The sequence below is a fragment of the Sphingomonas sp. P3_C5 genome, assembly GCF_056402635.1.
Genome location: NZ_JBFUHA010000010.1, coordinates 18,898 through 35,766 on the forward strand (window position 1 = coordinate 18,898; position 16,869 = coordinate 35,766).

The 16,869-nt window shown below is 63.6% G+C and carries 16 protein-coding genes; 11 read left to right on the forward strand and 5 right to left on the reverse strand.

All coding sequences use genetic code 11. The annotated features are described in order from the left end of the window. Nucleotide 1 precedes the first annotated feature (1 nt). Genes AC1DVS_RS21300 through AC1DVS_RS21310 form a run of 3 tightly spaced genes read left to right on the forward strand, consistent with a single transcriptional unit; the run spans nucleotide 2 to nucleotide 2,771 of the window. Nucleotides 2-1,171, forward strand: a complete 1,170-nt coding sequence (locus AC1DVS_RS21300) for a D-alanyl-D-alanine carboxypeptidase family protein (protein WP_478026161.1) — start codon at nucleotides 2-4, stop codon at nucleotides 1,169-1,171. Then, nucleotides 1,168-1,794, forward strand: a complete 627-nt coding sequence (gene tmk, locus AC1DVS_RS21305; RefSeq protein WP_478026163.1) for a dTMP kinase — start codon at nucleotides 1,168-1,170, stop codon at nucleotides 1,792-1,794. The genes AC1DVS_RS21300 and tmk overlap by 4 nt, the downstream gene beginning before the upstream one ends. Then, on the forward strand, nucleotides 1,791-2,771 hold the full coding sequence (locus AC1DVS_RS21310) for an AAA family ATPase (RefSeq protein WP_478026165.1): 981 nt from the start codon (nucleotides 1,791-1,793) through the stop codon (nucleotides 2,769-2,771). Before tmk ends, AC1DVS_RS21310 begins: the two co-directional genes overlap by 4 nt. Nucleotides 2,772-3,774: 1,003 nt before the next feature. Here AC1DVS_RS21310 and AC1DVS_RS21315 read toward each other — a convergent pair. Continuing rightward, nucleotides 3,775-4,068, reverse strand: a complete 294-nt coding sequence (locus AC1DVS_RS21315) for a hypothetical protein (RefSeq protein WP_478026166.1) — start codon at nucleotides 4,066-4,068, stop codon at nucleotides 3,775-3,777. A 980-nt stretch (nucleotides 4,069-5,048) separates the two neighbouring features. Here AC1DVS_RS21315 and AC1DVS_RS21320 point away from each other — a divergent pair. The 3 genes from AC1DVS_RS21320 (at nucleotide 5,049) to AC1DVS_RS21330 (ending at nucleotide 6,693) form a co-directional block, all read left to right on the forward strand. Then, nucleotides 5,049-5,726, forward strand: coding sequence for a DUF6629 family protein (locus AC1DVS_RS21320; protein WP_478026168.1), 678 nt, complete (start codon nucleotides 5,049-5,051; stop codon nucleotides 5,724-5,726). A 61-nt stretch (nucleotides 5,727-5,787) separates the two neighbouring features. Continuing rightward, complete coding sequence (locus AC1DVS_RS21325) at nucleotides 5,788-6,156, forward strand: hypothetical protein (RefSeq protein ID WP_478026169.1); 369 nt, start codon at nucleotides 5,788-5,790, stop codon at nucleotides 6,154-6,156. Nucleotides 6,157-6,273: 117 nt separating this feature from the next. After that, nucleotides 6,274-6,693, forward strand: coding sequence for an ester cyclase (locus AC1DVS_RS21330; RefSeq protein WP_478026171.1), 420 nt, complete (start codon nucleotides 6,274-6,276; stop codon nucleotides 6,691-6,693). Between the two features lie 343 nt (nucleotides 6,694-7,036). Here AC1DVS_RS21330 and AC1DVS_RS21335 read toward each other — a convergent pair whose 3' ends face one another. Together AC1DVS_RS21335 and AC1DVS_RS21340 are read right to left on the reverse strand one after the other, a co-directional pair. After that, nucleotides 7,037-8,527 (reverse strand): ABC transporter permease, encoded by a 1,491-nt coding sequence (locus AC1DVS_RS21335; RefSeq protein ID WP_478026173.1) that lies wholly within the window; start codon nucleotides 8,525-8,527, stop codon nucleotides 7,037-7,039. Beyond that, nucleotides 8,524-9,441 carry an ABC transporter ATP-binding protein gene (locus AC1DVS_RS21340; protein WP_478026175.1) on the reverse strand — a complete coding sequence of 306 codons (918 nt, stop codon included), beginning with the start codon at nucleotides 9,439-9,441 and terminating at the stop codon, nucleotides 8,524-8,526. Before AC1DVS_RS21340 ends, AC1DVS_RS21335 begins: the two co-directional genes overlap by 4 nt. A 176-nt stretch (nucleotides 9,442-9,617) precedes the next feature. On the opposite strand from AC1DVS_RS21340, the gene AC1DVS_RS21345 reads away from it, so the two are divergent. Together AC1DVS_RS21345 and AC1DVS_RS21350 are read left to right on the forward strand one after the other, a co-directional pair. Continuing rightward, the gene (locus AC1DVS_RS21345; RefSeq protein WP_478026177.1) at nucleotides 9,618-10,187 is read left to right on the forward strand and encodes a DUF805 domain-containing protein; all 570 of its coding nucleotides are present in this window, start codon (nucleotides 9,618-9,620) and stop codon (nucleotides 10,185-10,187) included. 146 nt (nucleotides 10,188-10,333) lie between these two features. Further along, nucleotides 10,334-10,669: a hypothetical protein gene (locus AC1DVS_RS21350; RefSeq protein WP_478026179.1), complete on the forward strand. Its 336-nt coding sequence runs from the start codon at nucleotides 10,334-10,336 to the stop codon at nucleotides 10,667-10,669. A 258-nt stretch (nucleotides 10,670-10,927) separates the two neighbouring features. On the opposite strand, the gene AC1DVS_RS21355 is transcribed toward AC1DVS_RS21350, so the two are convergent. Next, entirely contained in the window at nucleotides 10,928-12,052 is a 1,125-nt protein-coding gene (locus AC1DVS_RS21355; protein WP_478026181.1) for a zinc-binding dehydrogenase, read from the reverse strand. Between the two features lie 144 nt (nucleotides 12,053-12,196). Here AC1DVS_RS21355 and AC1DVS_RS21360 point away from each other — a divergent pair, with 144 nt between their 5' ends. From AC1DVS_RS21360 to AC1DVS_RS21370, 3 genes are all read left to right on the forward strand, one after another. After that, complete coding sequence (locus AC1DVS_RS21360) at nucleotides 12,197-13,162, forward strand: tetratricopeptide repeat protein (RefSeq protein WP_478026183.1); 966 nt, start codon at nucleotides 12,197-12,199, stop codon at nucleotides 13,160-13,162. A gap of 81 nt (nucleotides 13,163-13,243) precedes the next feature. After that, nucleotides 13,244-14,470, forward strand: a complete 1,227-nt coding sequence (locus AC1DVS_RS21365) for a diguanylate cyclase domain-containing protein (protein WP_478026184.1) — start codon at nucleotides 13,244-13,246, stop codon at nucleotides 14,468-14,470. Nucleotides 14,471-14,512: 42 nt separating this feature from the next. Further along, nucleotides 14,513-15,898 carry an RNB domain-containing ribonuclease gene (locus tag AC1DVS_RS21370; RefSeq protein ID WP_478026186.1) on the forward strand — a complete coding sequence of 462 codons (1,386 nt, stop codon included), beginning with the start codon at nucleotides 14,513-14,515 and terminating at the stop codon, nucleotides 15,896-15,898. On the opposite strand, the gene AC1DVS_RS21375 is transcribed toward AC1DVS_RS21370, so the two are convergent. Further along, entirely contained in the window at nucleotides 15,891-16,799 is a 909-nt protein-coding gene (locus tag AC1DVS_RS21375; RefSeq protein ID WP_478026188.1) for a LysR family transcriptional regulator, read from the reverse strand. The genes AC1DVS_RS21370 and AC1DVS_RS21375 overlap by 8 nt on opposite strands. Nucleotides 16,800-16,869: the final 70 nt, after the last annotated feature.

Here is a 16,869-nt window from a genome sequence, read left to right on the forward strand (position 1 = left end):
CATGAAGAAACTCCTCGCCGCCTCCGCCCTTGCGATCGTCGCATCATGGCCAGCTGCCGCCGCAGCTCCCGATTTCCAGACGCCGGCGCCGATCGCCTATATGATCGATATGTCATCGGGCGCGGTGCTCTATTCCAAGGATCCGGATCGCCGCATGCCGCCCGCCTCGATGGCGAAGATGATGACGGTCTATGTCGCCTTCGGCCTGCTCAAGAGCGGGCAGATCAAGGCGAACCAGCTGTTCGACGTGCGGCCCGAGACCTGGCAGCAATGGCACGGCCCCAAAGCGGGTTCGACGATGTTCCTCTCAACCGGTGAGAAGGTGAGCGTCGACAATCTGCTGAAGGGAATCGTCACGCTTTCGGGCAATGACGCCTGCGTCGTGCTCGCCGAGGGCATTTCCGGCACCGAGCAGGGCTTCGCGAGCCTGATGAACCAGCAGGCGGCGAAGATCGGCCTGACCAACAGCCATTTCGGCAATTCGAACGGTTGGCCCGACAATGGCGTGACCTATGTGACGGCGCGCGATCTGGCCAAGCTCGCCCAGGCGACAATCCGCGACTATCCGGACCTCTACAAGCGCTATTATTCGCTGCCGCACTTCACCTGGGGCAAGACGCTCGGTGCTGGGGAGGACATCACTCAGGCCAATCGCGATCCCCTGCTTGGTCATGTCGCCGGCGCCGATGGCCTCAAGACCGGGCATACCGATGAAGCGGGCTATGGCTTTACCGGCTCGGCGATCCAGAACGGGCGTCGGCTGGTGATGGTGCTGGCGGGGCTCGACACCTATAATCACCGCGCCGAGGAATCGATCAAGTTCATGGACTGGGGCTTCCGCGCCTGGCAGGCCAAGCCGATCGTCTCCAAGGGCCGCAAGGTCGAGACGGCTGAGGTCCAGCTCGGCAGCGCGAACAGCGTCGGGCTGGTTGCGCCGAGCGACCTGACCGCGACCCTGCCTGCGGGCGCCGCGCCCGACCTGCAGCTCCGCGTCGTCTATAACGGGCCGATCAAGGCCCCGATCAAGGCCGGCCAGCATATCGCCGACCTCGAGGTGATCAGCCCGGACATGCCAAAGCAGATCCTGCCGCTGGTTGCCGAGACCGATGTGGCCGAGGCCGGCTTTTTCGGGCGCGCCTGGGCCGGGCTCAAAGGCCTGTTCGGCGGGTGATCGGCAGGTTCATCTCGCTCGAGGGCGGGGAGGGCGCCGGAAAATCGACTCAGGCAACCCGGCTGGCTGAAGCGCTGGCCGCGCGCGGCGTGGAGACGCTCGTCACCCGCGAACCCGGCGGGAGCGAGGGCGCCGAGGCCATACGGGGCCTGCTGATGCAAGGCTCAGTCTCGCGCTGGAGCCCGCATAGCGAGGCGCTGCTGTTCGCCGCCGCCCGCGCCGACCATGTCGAGAAGCGCATCCGGCCGGCGATCGGTGCCGGGACCTGGGTGATCTGCGATCGCTTCATCGACTCCAGCCGCGCCTATCAGGGCGTGGCTGGCGGGATCGACGATGCGGCAGTGCTGGCGCTGCACGCCTTCGGTTCGCGCGGACTACTGCCTGACCGGACCTTCGTGCTCGAAGTGCCCGCCGACCAGGGCCGCGCCCGGGCCGAGGTCCGCGATGGGGCGGCGGCCGATCGCTTCGCGGCGCGTGGCGATGCTTTCCATGCTGACGTCGCGGCCGCCTTTCGCCGCTTCGCCGAGCATGAGCCCGAGCGGGTACGGCTGATCGATGCCTCAGGATCGCCAGAAGCAGTGACGGGCAAGCTGCTGGCTGAGCTGGCCGATCTGCTGCCATGAGCCTGCCGGTCGGCAACGAGACCGCGCATGCTGCCTTTGCTTCGGCAATGGAAAGCGGGGCGCTTCACCATGCCTGGCTGTTCGCCGGCCCCGAAGGGGTGGGCAAGGCGAGCTTCGCGCGGGCGGCTGCCCTGAGGCTGCTCGCCGAGGGTGCATCGCCGGGCACGCTGCAGCCCGGCTTCGACGTGCCTGAAGGCGACCGCACAAGGTCGCTGATCGCGGCCGGATCGCACCCCGATTATCGCGAACTGACCCGCCAGCCAAAGGATGCCGACAAGCCCGGTGTGGATCTCGCGCGGAGCATACCGATCGCGCAGGTCCGAGCGCTCCAGCCGATGTTCATGACGACGCCCTCGATGTCGTCGCGCCGCGTCGTGCTGATCGACGCGATCGACGATCTCGAGCGGGGCGGCGCCAACGCCTTGCTCAAGAACCTCGAAGAGCCGCCGGCGGGCACGATCTTCCTGCTGATCAGCCATGCGCCGGGCCGTCTCCTGCCGACGATCAGGTCGCGCTGCCGGCTGCTGCGCTTCGATCCGCTCGATGATGCGGCGATGACAGGCGTGCTCCGCGACGCGCTGCCCGAATGCGACGCCGCCGAGATCGCGGCGCTGGTAAAGGCAGGGCAGGGGTCCCCCGGCCGCGCGCTTGGCTTTGCCGGTCTTGAACTCGCCAAGCTCGATGAGGCAATGGCGGCAATCGCCCGTGATGGCGACCCCGGCAATGCGCGGCGATCGAAGCTCGCCAAACTGCTCGCCCCCAAGGCAGCGCAACCGCGCTACGAGGCGTTCCTGGATCGCGCGCCCGCCTTCATCGCCGCCGCCGCGCCGGCCCGCCAGGGGGAAAGGTTGCGAACTGCGCTCGACAGCTATGATGCAGCCCGATCGCTGGCGGCAAGCGCGCGCGGCCTGTCGCTCGATTCACAGGCGACGGTGTACGAGATGGCCGGGCTGGTGGCCAAGCTGGCGGAGGCTTAGCGAGAGGGGCAGCAGACACAGTGCGGGACGGGACGGACGGCCGCGCAGCGTACGCTCACTATACTTAATCTGCGGCGTCGTATTCGCCTTGCGGTTTTAGCGGTTCCCAGCGGTATTAACTGGCCCAACAGGAGTCATTACCGCCCTAATTTCTACAGTCTTTATTACGCTGCCTCCCGGACTGTCGCCTCCTTCTTGGCGTTGCAAAAGTAAATCCGTAAGACGCTTATAATGACGTAGGGATTCATCATCACCAGCTATCGACATCGGACCGCTTTTAATCGCACTCTTGTCTACAATCTCGATTGGCGAGCCTTGATCGAGAGCGGCACTGCGAATGGCCAAGGCCATATTTTCATTCACGGAATCTCCAGCGGTCGATACGTGAACGTCAGCGACTCCTCGTGTTGGCCGCGGCTGCCGGCTAGGTGCGCCGGGCGCTTTCGCAACCTCTACCTTGCGAATCTTGAAGCTGTACCCGTAACTATTCTCAAGACGCTGCAGACGTTGATCCAACTTTGTAAGGTCGTGCGGTGAATAGGCTAGAACAGCCAACAGGATTAGCGCTGCCCGTGTATCGCTCCCCTTTCCTCCCCAAGTGGCAAGCGGCTCGCTTCGAACGATTTTGAAACGTATAGGCGAGTGCTGAAGAGTTTGCAGATTGCGAGCTGTCGCGGAGATAGACGCCGCGTCCGTCGTCCATGTATCGTTCGCCACCCCAGCAACCGGCGCAGTTTTTGTTCCCATCAAGGGTGCAAATGACTGCTTCTTAGCCGCAACCTGCACGTTAACCGCGCCTATCGAATCGTACCGATTTGGAAATTGTGCTTGGACCGATAGCGCTGCTAGCACGCTAAGTGCGGCAAAACAGGCGATATAAGATTCGGTTCGTCCACGCCTTGCCCAACTATATGTGGCAACAACTGGCGTAAAGAAAGTCCTCACCGCGTCGGTAATCTCTTGTGCGATGAATTCGGATGTGGCTCGAGTGGCTCGGACTCGTTTAGTCATCATCCAGATCCTTTCGATCTTTCCATATCTGACGACAGAAGCGATAGCTAGCAATGCCTACCAGGAAGGTAAAGCACACGCCGTCCGCCAAAATCAGCATGAGCTCGATGCCTCGCATCGGGATACCCAAAATAGCAGGCAGATTCCAATAGCTCACAAGCTCGCCAGTACCGATATAAATTCCTGCCCCCATGATGGCGAGGAGACTGAAAAGCGCTCCGGCCACTAGGACATGAAGCGCAAAGGTAACCGACGCGCGAAGCAATGGGTCGCTATCTCTGCTCAATTAAATCCCCCCAAAAGGCGCACGGTCACAAGCAGCTAACGCGGAGGCCGAACCAGGCGGACTCGCTTTGCCGCCAGCCTCATGGTGTGGCCAATCAAACTATTAGTTCCCCCACTTCTTCGGTTTTCCTGTCGAAGAAGCAATGTGACATTTCATGCACATCTTCTGGTCCAGTGCAATACACTAGGGCGCGAAAGGTTTAATAGGTTAGGGTGGACCCTTCGAAACACACACCGCTTCGGTTCTATCTCTGGATTTCATCACTAGCTCAAAATCGAAAGCGAAGTCTGTAGCGCTTTGAGAAAAACTCCTCAGGTGATCAATTGCCCCGCGCAATCTCAGCGAGTTCAACAACGCGATGGCCGCGATCGCCCGCGACGGTGATTGCTCGCCCCCAAGCAGCGCAGCTGTGCTATGAGGTGTTCTTGGACGGCGCGCGCGGAACCAGCCCGAAATGGGGAGCAGCTACGGACAGCGCTTGTCAGCTATGACGTAGGCCGATCGCGAGGGCCGTCGCTAAATTCGCAGGCGACGGTGTATGAAATGGCCGGGCTGGTGGCCAAGCTGGGCGAGTAGCAAAAAGCTGGCTGTTCCTGGCTGTTTTTTCGGATTATTTTTTGCTGGCTGTTAATTTTAGCTCGATTTGACACTATATTGTTGTTTTACAAACAGATACATTCCATTCCTCTGTTGGAAATAACAGCCAGCTAACAGCCAGCTTCCACCGCCGAACAGCCAGGAACAGCCAGCTTGGCCGTACCGACGCGAATGGCGGCCAGCGGATCGATCAATTTTTCGGTCATGTGAAAGAGCGGGGCGGGACGATAGTCGCCCCTGCTGCCGCCATTGCGCCGGTTCGAGCATGTGTTGAATCACGTTCACCACAGGTCAGTGCGACGGTCATTATCACCAAGATTGCTGGCCATGCGGCCGGAAGCGCTGCACAGAGGATCTCGCCGCTGCCTAGCCGGGAGACCCCTATGTGTTTTTCGGCCACCGCAAGCTTCACCGCCGCAGGCGTGCTCGGAACGATCGGCGTGGCGACGCTCCGCCATGTCCGCGAGCCGCGTTCGCTGCTCTTCGCCTCGGTGCCGATGCTCTTCGCCGTCCACCAATTCGCCGAAGGGATGGTCTGGCTCGGCCTCGACGGGCAGATCGGCAAGATCGGGCTTGATCATTTCTCCTTCCTGTTCACGCTCTATGCCCAGGGAATCCTGCCCTTTCTGATGCCATTGGCGGTCGCGCTGATGGAGCCGCCCGGTTGGCGTCGTGCCGTCATCCTCAGCCTGACCGCTATCGGCGCGTTCGTGTGCCTTTGGGATGCGACAGGGCTGATCTTCTATCCGAGCCGTGTCTTTATCGACCATCATTCAGTCGCATATCGCAATCCGCTGACCGCCAGCTTGCCCGTATCCCTGCTGTTCATCCTCGCCACCTGTGGCGCCCTGATCCTGTCGTCGCACCGCGTCGTCCGAGTTTATGGCGTGCTGAACATCATCGGACTGTCGGTCGTCGAGCTGGTCAAGGACTACGCCTTTGCCTCGGTCTGGTGCTTCTACGCCGCTGCCTTGAGCGTGATGATCTACTGGCAATTCAGCTGCCGGACCTTCGATGTCGAGACGCCCACCGGCGCGTCCCCGATCCGTCTCGATGGATGAAGGTCTAACGCACTGAACTGCAAGAAATTGGCACCGGCATCCGCTCGATCTATCATGAAGCATGGATAGCCAAGTCGAACCGATATTGGAGAGCCTCGGCCTGGGTGGCGACGGCGACGAGATCGCCGCGATCGAGGAGGTGGAACAGACGTTCGGCGTGCTCCTCGATGTCAGCGGCGCTGGCAGTTGGCGCACAGTCGGAGATGTGTATTCGGCGCTGCTGTCAGCGCTCCCTCCGGAACAGCGCGAATCGGAGGATGTTTGGCCTCGCTTCGCGCAAGCCATCTCATGGGAGACTGGCGTCGATCCGACCAGAATTGGGCCCGCAACGGTTTTGCTCTCTAAGGACATAGGCTGTTCGGCCTGGCTCGTCTTCATCTCGCTGATCGCGGTTGGCGCGGCAATCGCTGTCGCCACCCATTTGCGGTGAAGAGCCCGCTGGCATGACTCGACAGCCTGCCGCATCACATGACGAACAGGGGCTAGTCTTCCGCAAGCAGGCAGGACAGTAGAGATGCCTGCCCAGTCCCCACAGGGAAGGACCGATATGAGTATCGAAGCAAACAAGGCATCGATGGAGCGCTTCCTCGAATTCATCAACACCGCCAGCCCGACGCTCGCCGACGAGCTCGTGTCGCCCGGTGCGGTCTTCCACGTTCCGGGACAGCCGGAGCCGATGTCGGGCCCGCAAGGCTATCTGACGATCATCGCGATGATGCGCTCCGGTTTTCCCGACATTCAATGGACGCTCGAGCAGATGGTCGCTGAGGGCGACACGGTGGCGGCTCGTTTCATCATGCGTGGAACCCATCAGGGCAGCTTCTTCGGCGCCCCGGCAACCGGCCGCAAGATCGAGGTCCCGGCGTTGAATTTCTATCGCTGGGTCAATGGACAGATCATCGAGGAGTTCGGGCAGCCCGACATGATGGGCCTCCTGCAACAGATCGGCGCGCTTCCGGGCGCCTGATCTGGAAAGTCTCGCTGCAGCGCCAGGATCAGGCCCGGCATGATCAAGAAAAGCCCGATCACCACAATGGCGGGGAATGCCAAGGCGATGAACGCACCGATGCCGATTGGGACCAGATAGAGCTTGAGCATGTGCGCCATGGTAGCTTGCTCCTACCAGCGGCGGATCAACGTCAGGTTACTGGCGCTGGAGGTTGAAGGGCAAGAGGGCGCCCGGAGCGATCCCCTCCCGCTTGCGGGAGGGGTAGGGGTGGGCTCGCGCTATCCGCTGGCCGGACCGCTTATGGAAGCCGGCAGCCCACCCCCGACCCCTCCCGCAAGCGGGAGGGGAGAAGAAGGGGCTACTACCCCGGACTGCGCACCAGCCGTGCCAACTCCGCCAGGCTGGGCCGGCCGCCGCCAGACAAAAGGCTGGCACGGAAAATCCGCCCCAACGCCACAATCTCGACGACAATGAAGATCAGCAGCGTTGCCCCAGACCCAAGCATCTCCCAGGTCGGTATCCCCGAGCCGAGCCGCGCCAGCACAGCGAAGGGCGTGTAGAGCGGGATCCAGGTGAGCGCCTCGATGATTGGGCCACCCGTGTCACTGAGCACCGCCTGCACCAGCAGTGTCACCGGCAGCATGATCACCAGCAGCACCGGCGTCAGGAAGCCCTGAGCCTCGCGCATCGAATCGCTCATCGTGCCGATCACCAGGAAGATCATCGATACCATCAGATAGCCGGCGACGAAGAAGAACAGGATCGCGGCAATGCTGCCTGGCGTCGAAACCGGCTCCAGCGCCGGCCTGATCAGGTCGGCGATCGCGCCGTGGGTCGCAAAGGCGGCGAACAGCCCACACACCACCCAGGTCGCGACCATCGACAGCCCGATCGCGACCGTTCCGACCAGCTTGCCGTACATCAGCTCGTTCGGGGTGATACAGGCAAGCACGGTCTCGATCAGCTTGTTGCTGCGTTCCTCGATCGCGCCCTGCAACATCCAGCTGCCCGAGAGGACCAGCGACATCAGCAGGATGTAGGCGCTGATCAGCGGCAGGATCGAGCGGATCACCACACGCTCGCGCCCGCTGCCTTCAGGCGGCGTCGTGACCCCGATGGCGGGGGCGAGCGACGCAGCTGCGGCTGCGGTCGGCGCAGCGACGCCATTGGCGAGCAGATAGCGGGTCCGCAGCTGACTGGTGAGCACGCCCTGCAAAGTCGTCACGAAAGATGCGCGCGGCACGCCGTTCGCCCAGAGCCGCACGACAGGAGATGTCCCGAAATCATGCGGGATCAGCATGACATAGCCGATCGGTTTATGGCCGGATTTGTCGGCCGGGCGGAGCAACGGCTGGAGCAGTCCATCGATCGCACCAGCCGGCGCGGTGGCGATCGCCGCCGGTGTTTCGACGATCCGGTAATCCCGGGCGGGAGCGACGAACGCATCGGCATCGGATTTTGAGACGGCGGAGATCCGCCGGATTGCAGCCTTTTGCCCGCCAGCGGCGATGAACGACGCCACGTCGGAGTCGCTGTACCAGCGGCTCTTGCTCGCCCAGGGCGCATCGGGCGCAGCGCGTTGAAGAGCGTGCCGATCGACATAATGCGCCAGCGCATCCATCACCCGGCGCTGGTAATCGATCTCGATCCGTTGGCGGATCGCCGACGCGACACCACCCCCCGACTGATCGACCAACATCACGGTCTCTTCATGCGGCTTATCAGCGAACCGCGACAACAGCGGCCCCGCGGCGAAGGCGAGCGGGATGATCAGCAGGGTCAGCCAGAAGCTGCGGGTGCTGGCGATCTGGCGATATTCGCGCGCGGCGACGAGCAGGATGTGCTTGATCATGACCGGACCTCCGCGCCGCCGATGATATGCAGGAAAACATCGTGCATGCTCGCACGGCGCTGTTCGAAGCGGCGGAGCGGAAAGCCGTTTGCGGTGCATAGCTCAAGCAGCCGGCCCGGATCGCAGCCGGGATCGAGCCGGACTTCCCAATCTCGCCAGCCATCTTCCCGAGCACCGATCTCCCGCACCTCGGCTACGCCTTCGAGCGTGGCGGGGGATCGGCTCGCGGTAAGCGTCAACTGGACGGGGAGGGCAGCGCGCGCCTCGTCCTGTGTGCCTTCGAATTGCTTGCGCCCATGCGCGAGGAACAGCAGGCGATCGCACAGCCGCTCGGCATGCTGCATGACATGGGTGGAGAAGACCACCGCCGCTCCGTCGCGGGCGGCATCCAGGATCATCTCCTCAAGCAAGGCCTGGTTGACCGGGTCGAGCCCCGAAAAGGGTTCGTCGAGCAACAGCAACTTCGGCTTGTTGACGATCGCAGTGGCCAGCTGGACCTTCTGCGCCATGCCTTTGGACAGCTTCTCGATCGACGTGCGGGCGAATGCGGACAGGCCGAACCGGTCGAGCAGCGCCATGCCCTCGCGCCGGGCCGCGCCGGCGGCCATGCCCTTCAGGCGGCCAAGATAGACGATCGTGTCGATCGCGGTCATCGAGCGATAGAGGCCGCGTTCTTCGGGCAGGAAGCCGAGATCCGGGCTCGCCGAACGTCCCGGCGGGCGGCCCATCACCGATATGGTGCCGGCATCGGGCCGCAGGATATCGAGCACCATGCGCAGCGACGTGGTCTTGCCCGCGCCGTTCCCGCCGAGAAAGCCGAACACCTCGCCGGGTGCGACGGCGAAGCTCAGATCATCGACCGCCGTAAAGTCACCGAAGCGCTTGACGACGCCTGCCAGCTTCAGCGCTTCCATGCGATTCCTCCCCTTTATGCAATGGGATATAGCGGGGTGTGGCGTGGTTCCACAACGGTCGATGGCTTCAGGACTACCCCGAGCGCGCGGCCATCCCTGTTGGCGCCGTTAACCTTATTCGCCGCGAATGCATAAACCCGCACTGTGGCAACAAGATGTGTTGGGGGGAGGGAATCATGCTTCACGATATATTGGGCTTTGGCGGCCGGATGGGCCGGCTGGAATATTTCCTCGCCTCCATGGCGCTCGGATTGCTGTTGACGATGCTGGTGGTCGCTCTCGTGGTCGGCTTCATGCCGCATCTCGGCCATGGTGAAAACGGACCGATGCCGCGAGGGCTAATGATCCTTTTGCTTGGGCTCGTCCTGCCGATCTATCTCTGGTTCGGGCTGGCCTTCCAGGCCAAGCGGTTCCGGGACATGGGCTGGAACCCGATATATTGGATTCCGGGCTCAATCGGCGTGCTCGGAATCATCACGCTCCTCTCGCCGTTCGTGCCGGGGCTCTCACTGATTGGAGCGCTTTTCAACATCCTCCTGTGCCTATGCCTGTTGTTCTGGCCGAGCGCACCCACGGGTAATGGCGACTGGTATGGCGGCTCCTCTTATGATGGTCCAGCCGATCGCCGGCCCGAGATTGACCGTACGCCGGTCCTCGCACCTCGCCGTCCCTCCACGGTGCGCAGCTCTGCTCCGCCTCCCGTATTTACGCCCGCGCCGTCAGGGTTCGGACGCCGCAGACTATAGGTAGCGCCGTAAATATCGGCAAAATCCCGAACATTCATCCCGCGCGAAGTGCGGCCTGGCGACACCCGTTGCTGCAGTGCGGCAAGTTGAGGAACCCCGCTTTAATCATCGGGTTGATCGCTGACCTATCAAGCGGAGGAATGAAAATGCAATTTAGACTCTTGTCCGTTGCCATCGCCGGCGGCGCGCTGGCACTCGCCATCCCGGCAACGGCTCAGTCGACACCGAGCACTCTGCCCGGACAGACGGCCCCGGGCAGCACGACTACCACGACAGTCCCCCCGAGCACGGCTCCGGCCCCGACCACACCGGACACGGCGACGACCGCCGGGACCACATCGTCGGACGCTTCAACGCCAGCGCCGGACGCTTCGGCCACACCAGCGCCCGACGCCTCGGCCACAACCACGGCGACGACGCCCGATACGTCGGCAACGACAACGACCACCACGACCAAGAAGAAGAAGCACAAGTCGGAGTGATCTGACGTGAGGGCGGCGCGCGGAATTCCGCGCGCCGCCCTTTCTTTTTGTTCTTTATCCGTTGCTTATAGCGTCATTCTCAAACATGTTTTACCGTCATGCCGGACCTGTTCCGGCATCCACGGTGCCGCATACTCACCAAGGCCTTGGTTTGCGGCGCAGTGGACCCCGGAACAAGTCCGGGGTGACGTTTGGGTTTGGTCGAATTCGATTCCAGCTCTCGGCGGAGCCTGAGGAAGAGAAGGACGGGCGCCCCGCCTACAAGCTCGGGTCGATCAGGTATTTCTCGCCGGTCGTCTTGCGCTGATACGCAGCAACGACGTCCGGCCTGAGCGTGTCCGCCAGGCTGATCGTTGCCGTATAATGGCTGGCGAAGGTCGTGGTCAGTTCGTCGACGACGCGCTGGCGCATGCGAGCGTTTACCTCAGCGCCGGCCTTCATCAGGAACGGCGTCAGCAGCCAGCCGCTGACGCTCCATGACAAGCCGAAGCTGCGATCGAGCAGGATCGGGCCGAAATCCAGCGCACCGTAGATATAGACCTGCTTGAAAACGCTCGAGCCGTAACGGCTATAGGTCGCCGCGGTGCGGTTGGCGGCGACTTCCATCGCGCTCAGGATCTGGCCGGCGAGCTTGCCGCCGCCGATCGCGTCGAACCCGATGGTCGCGCCCGTCTCGGCGATCGCATCGGTGAGGGCCGCCATGAAATCGGGCGCAGTGCTGTCGACGATATAGGTCGCACCGATGGCGCGCAGGATCGCGGCCTGTTCGGCGCTGCGGACGATGTTCACCAGTGGGATGCCGTCAGCGAGGCAGATCTTGTTCAGCATCTGGCCGAGATTGGAGGCAGCGGCGGTGTGGACGATCGCCTTGTGGCCCTCGGCCTTCATCGTCTCGGTAAAGGCGAGCGCCGTCAGCGGGTTGACGAACATCGAGGCGCCGTCCGCCGCGGTCGCGCCTTCGGGGAGCGGTACGCAGTCGCTTGCGCGGAGCTTGCGATACTGGGTGTACATGGCGCCGCCGATCATCCCGACCTTGCGGCCAAGCAGATGCGCGGCATTCTCGCCCGTCTGCACCACAGTGCCGGCGCCTTCATTGCCGACCGGCATCGATTGACCGAGCCGTGCCGCCAGCATCGCCATGCGCTGTGGCGGAATGCTCACGGTAAGGGTCGGGCGATCGGAGGTGCCACCGGCCTGCATGGTCGAAAGGTCGGCCGGCCCAAGCAACAGGCCGAGATCGGAAGGGTTGATCGGCGAGGCCTCGACCTGGACGATCACCTCGTCGGGCCCCGGCGCGTCGAGCGTGACGTCAACCAGGTCCAGCTTCAGGCTGCCGTCGGTAACCGTCGACCGCAATTCCAGCCCGGTCAGTGCTTCGCCCATGATCGCTCTCCTATGGTGTTTGCGATTGTAGTGTTTGAGATTCTCTGGGCCGGTGAGTGGCGGCTGGTCAACTGCGCGCGGTTGCGATTGGCGCCGCATGGCGCAATAAGTTGCGTTACCGTTTCGATTCCCGGGGAAATCGCCATGGCCAACTCTATCACGCGTCGTGTCGCGCTCAGCGCCGCTGCGAGCATTGCACTCGCCACTGCGGCAGGTGCGCTTGCCGAAACCATCACCATCAGTGGCCGCTTTCCGGCGCAGAATCGCGAGGCGAGCTATTTGAGGAAGCTAGCGATCGACCGCTTCGGCGGCCGCGACGGGGAGCAGCTCGCCAATGCGATTACCAGCGCGCTCGCTGGGGCAAGCAATGGCAGTGGGCCGCATTTCACCCTGCTCGGCGGCGGCGGGGTCGGGCCGGCGCGCGCTCAGGGCATGCTGAGCGGATCGGCCAATTCGGATTGGGAGGAGCACAGGGTCCAGCTTACGCGCAACCGGTGCGTCGAACGCGCTGCGCCGAAGGAAGGCGAGCGGGAAGGGGAGTGCATCAAGAAAGCCGATGTCCCCGTGCCCTGCACTGAGCGGACGACCAGCCTGACTGCATCGTTGCGCATCGTGCGCATCGCGGACGGCGCGATCGTCTACAGCACGAACAAGCCAAGGAGCGAGACCGTGAGCTGGTGCCCCGGCGAAAGCCCGCCAAGCACCGCCGAGGCGACGATCGCGGGGATGATCTCGGGTATCGCCAATGAGGTGCGCGGCGAGATCGCGCCGCATGGCGATACCTACCGCATCCGCTTTCGCGAGGACCGGGCGGGCCTCTCCAAGGAGGTCGGCGCGCGGTTCAAGGACGTGGTCAAGCTGTCGCAACGCGACGTCGTGGCGGCATGCACCGCCTGGGGAGAGATCGACCGCGAGCAGCCGGGGCAGCTTTCGACCGTCTTCAACCTCGGCCTCTGCGCCGAACAGCGCGGGGATTATCCCGGCGCGCTTGCACTCTATCAGCGAGCGGCGACGATGAAGCGGGCCGACGATATCAACACAGCGGTCGGGCGCGCCCAGGCGCTGATCGCCGGCGCCGAGGACGAGGCGCGGTTCCGGGGTAAGAGATAGCGTCGCTTCCGGCCGTCAAAGGGATAATACGGGTACCCCTGGTCGGATTCGATTAACCCTTTCGACGCTACCCGAAAGGGGATGGACAGGCGCCAGGAATTCAAGCCGGGTAGCCGGCACCTTCTCGATCGCTTTCGATCCGCCACGCCATTACCCGATGCCGTATATCGCGAGCTGGTCGACATGTTGTTCAGCATGGCGATTCCGGTCGTCTATATGGGCGCCGTCTTTGTCGGGGTGACCGCGCTTGTCGCATGGGAATGGCACGACCCGGTCGTCATCGCCCTGTCAGCGCTCGGCGCGATCGTGACTGCGCTGCGTCTGTTCGTGATCCGTGGTTATCGCCGCCGCACCGTGGCTGACGGCGATCTCGCCATCATCAGGCAGTGGGAGCGGCGCTATGCGATCGGCAATTATGCCTTTGCGCTGCTGCTTGGCCTGTTCAACGCGCGGATGCTGATGTTCCATTATCCGCTGGTCCACATGGTCGCGGTGAGCCTCATATTCGGCTTTGGCGCCGGCGTGGTGGCCCGTATCTCGATCCGGCCGGTGATCTGCGTAACCAGCCTGTTGCTGGCAGTGGTGCCGACCGTGATTGGCCTGGGGCTGCATGCGCTGACGGACAATGGCAGCCTGCTCCACGCCGAGTTCTTCACGATCGAGGCGCTGCTGGTGGCGACTACCGCGCTTCTCAGCCTGCACAGCCTCGACCATCTCTATCGCAATATGGTCGCGCACCTCACCGCCAAGCATGATCTGAGTTCGCTGGCGAGGCGCGACGCACTCACCAATTTGCCCAACCGCCTATGGCTGCGCGAGGCCTTCCAGCGCGACTTCGCCATTCTGGCGAAGGCCAATTGCCATCTCGCTGTGCACTTCCTCGATCTCGACGGCTTCAAGGCAGTCAATGACGTGCATGGCCATCCCGCCGGCGATGCAGTGCTGCGCGAGGTGGCGGACCGGTTGCTGGCGACGGTTCGCACGGGCGACACCGTGTCGCGGCTCGGCGGCGACGAGTTTGTCATACTCCAGACCATGATCGCTGAGGACAGCGAAGCGGAAATGCTCGCACGGCGGATCATCAAGAAGCTGAGCCTGCCCTATCTGTTCGAGGGCAAGGAATTGCGGATATCGGTGAGCGTCGGGATCGCGATCGCGCCGCAGGATGGGTCGGACCTCGAACGTCTCATCACCTGCGCTGACACTGCGCTCTACCGGGCAAAAGGGCGCGGCAAGGGGCAGTTGTTCTTCTATACGGGCGAGGCACCGGAGAGCGCGAAACAGACTGTTGGGAAGGCTGCGGGATAGAGCGCTTCCCGGCCGTGCATCCGCCGTGTACCAGCTTGCGTGATGAAAGCGCTGGTCGATCCCGATAACGTCCTGGGGCAAGGCCTCGCGGCCATCCGCACCCAGTTTCAGGTGCCTGCATCCTTTCCCGCCGAGGTCCTCGCCGCTGCCGAGGCTGCCGCGAAGCGCGCGCCTACAGAGCATGCCGATCGCACCGCCTTGCCGTTCGTCACGCTCGATCCGGCCAGCTCGACTGATCTCGACCAGGCCTTCACGATCGATCGCAGCGGCGACGATCTATTGTTGCACTATGCGATCGCCGATGTGGCTTGGTTCGTCGATGATGGCGGCACAATCGATGCTGAGGCATGGCGTCGTGGCACCACCCTGTATCTGCCCGACGGCAAGGCGGGGCTCTATCCCCGCGCGCTGAGCGAGGGCGCGGCCAGCCTGTTGCCGGATGGGCCGCGGCCCGCGGTGATCTTCACGGTTCGGGTGGCGCCGGACGGCGGCGTGAAGCTCGAGGGCGCCGAGCGTGCGATCATCCGCAGTACCGCCAAGCTCGCCTATGACAGCGTGCGTGACAGCGATCTGCCGGCCGGCTTTGCCGATCTCGCCGACCGCATCCAGGCTGCCGAGGACCGACGCGGTGCGGCGCGGGTCGATCCGCCGCAGCAGGAAGTCGATGCCGTCACCGGCGGCGGCTATCAGCTCGCCTTCAGCCCGCGGCTGCAGTCGGAGGACCGCAACGCTGCGCTCTCGCTGGCGACCAACCTCGCCGTCGCCGATGCGCTCGCGGCCCATCATACCGGGCTGTTCCGGGTCATGGCGTCACCTGATGCGCATGCGGTCCAGCGCCTGCGGCACACGGCACGTGCCTTCGGGCTGACATGGCCTGATGGCGAGACGCTCGAAGCCTATGCGCGGACGCTCGATGCGACCATTCCCAAACAGGCGGCCTTCATGCTCGCGATCCGACGGGCGGGGCAGGGCGCGTCCTATGTGCCCTGGCGCGAGGGTGTCGTGCCCTGGCACGCGGCGATGGCAGCAACCTATGCCCATGCCACAGCACCGCTACGCCGCCTCGCGGACCGCTATGTGGTGCGTGCGACGCTTGCGATCGCCAATGGCCAGCCAGTGCCTGACGTCGTGACGTCCGCCTTTGCCCAACTCCCGCAGGTGATGGCGCACGCTGACAGCCTGGGTGGGCAGATCGACCGCGCGGTGATCGATCTGGCTGAGGCGGTGATGCTGAAGGACAGCGTCGGGCAGATCATTCCGGCGGTCGTCACTGATGTCGATGAGCGGGGCGCGCGGATTCAATTGCGCGATCTGCCCGTCGTGGCGCGGGTCGATGCGCATGGCGTCACGCCCGGCGATGGCGTTCAGGTCAGGCTGACGGCAGTCGATGCGAGCCAGAGAAGTATAAGTTTTCAGCGGATTAGCTGATCTTATTCTCCGCCTTTATGAAGTCGACAAAGGCGCGGAGCGGCGCCGGCAGATGGCGCCGGCCGGGATAGTATAGGAACGGGCCCGAAAAGGACTGCCACCAGGGTTCGAGCACTGGCTCCAGCGCGCCGCTGTCGAGATGCGGGCGCAACCACTCCTCGAACAGATAAATAATGCCAAGGCCATCGATCGCCGCGCTGACCTTGAGATCGGCGCCCGCGCCGCTGCGCACCGTCAGCGGCCCGGCGGGGTCGATTTTCACCATTTCGCCATCGCGCTCGAACTCCCAGCTTGGCGTCATGCCACTGGCGAAGCGGATGCTGAGGCAGGCGTGTTCCAGCAGATCGCGCGGGTGTTGCGGGCGGCCGTGCAGATCGAGATAGGCGGGGGAGGCGGCGGTGGCAAAGCGCTGGGTGCGGGGGCCGATCGGTACTGCGATCATGTCCTGCTCGAGCCGCTCATCGTAGCGAATGCCCGCATCGCAGCCTGCCGCGAGTATATCGACGAAACTGTCCTCAACCGTCACTTCGAGCTTGATGTCGGGATAGGCCTTCAGGAAGGGCGGCACGATAGCGGGCAGCACGAGGCGGGATACGGCCCCGGGAACGTTGAGCCTGAGCGTACCGGTCGGCCGATCACGGAAGTCATTCACCACGTCGAGCGCTGCTTCGAGTTCGCCGAGCACAGGCGCCAGGCGCTCGAGCAGCCGCGCGCCGGCCTCAGTCGTGGCGACGCTGCGGGTGGTGCGGTTGAGCAGGCGAACGCCGAGCCTTGCCTCGAGCCGCCGCACCGCCTCGCTCAGTCCCGACGCTGACGTTGCGCTTGCCCGCGCTCCCTCGCGAAAGCCGCCGGCGCGGGCGACCGCGACAAAGGCGGCAAGATCATCGAGTTCCATCTTCATTGTACGTTTTCCAGCACGACGCGTACCGATTAACATGGCTTATCGCGCAACGCCAGCGCCGCCATATCCG

Excerpts from the sequence above, each read along its gene's own strand:
- AC1DVS_RS21330 (WP_478026171.1), top strand. The coding sequence starts at position 6,274 with ATGAGTATCGAAGCAAACAAGGCATCGATGGAGCGCTTCCTCGAATTC.
- AC1DVS_RS21340 (WP_478026175.1), bottom strand. The coding sequence starts at position 9,441 with ATGGAAGCGCTGAAGCTGGCAGGCGTCGTCAAGCGCTTCGGTGACTTT.
- AC1DVS_RS21365 (WP_478026184.1), top strand. The coding sequence starts at position 13,244 with ATGGACAGGCGCCAGGAATTCAAGCCGGGTAGCCGGCACCTTCTCGAT.
- AC1DVS_RS21350 (WP_478026179.1), top strand. The coding sequence starts at position 10,334 with ATGCAATTTAGACTCTTGTCCGTTGCCATCGCCGGCGGCGCGCTGGCA.
- AC1DVS_RS21360 (WP_478026183.1), top strand. The coding sequence starts at position 12,197 with ATGGCCAACTCTATCACGCGTCGTGTCGCGCTCAGCGCCGCTGCGAGC.
- AC1DVS_RS21325 (WP_478026169.1), top strand. The coding sequence starts at position 5,788 with ATGGATAGCCAAGTCGAACCGATATTGGAGAGCCTCGGCCTGGGTGGC.
- AC1DVS_RS21300 (WP_478026161.1), top strand. The coding sequence starts at position 2 with ATGAAGAAACTCCTCGCCGCCTCCGCCCTTGCGATCGTCGCATCATGG.
- AC1DVS_RS21335 (WP_478026173.1), bottom strand. The coding sequence starts at position 8,527 with ATGATCAAGCACATCCTGCTCGTCGCCGCGCGCGAATATCGCCAGATC.
- AC1DVS_RS21345 (WP_478026177.1), top strand. The coding sequence starts at position 9,618 with ATGCTTCACGATATATTGGGCTTTGGCGGCCGGATGGGCCGGCTGGAA.
- AC1DVS_RS21375 (WP_478026188.1), bottom strand. The coding sequence starts at position 16,799 with ATGAAGATGGAACTCGATGATCTTGCCGCCTTTGTCGCGGTCGCCCGC.
- AC1DVS_RS21320 (WP_478026168.1), top strand. The coding sequence starts at position 5,049 with ATGTGTTTTTCGGCCACCGCAAGCTTCACCGCCGCAGGCGTGCTCGGA.
- AC1DVS_RS21310 (WP_478026165.1), top strand. The coding sequence starts at position 1,791 with ATGAGCCTGCCGGTCGGCAACGAGACCGCGCATGCTGCCTTTGCTTCG.
- AC1DVS_RS21355 (WP_478026181.1), bottom strand. The coding sequence starts at position 12,052 with ATGGGCGAAGCACTGACCGGGCTGGAATTGCGGTCGACGGTTACCGAC.
- AC1DVS_RS21370 (WP_478026186.1), top strand. The coding sequence starts at position 14,513 with ATGAAAGCGCTGGTCGATCCCGATAACGTCCTGGGGCAAGGCCTCGCG.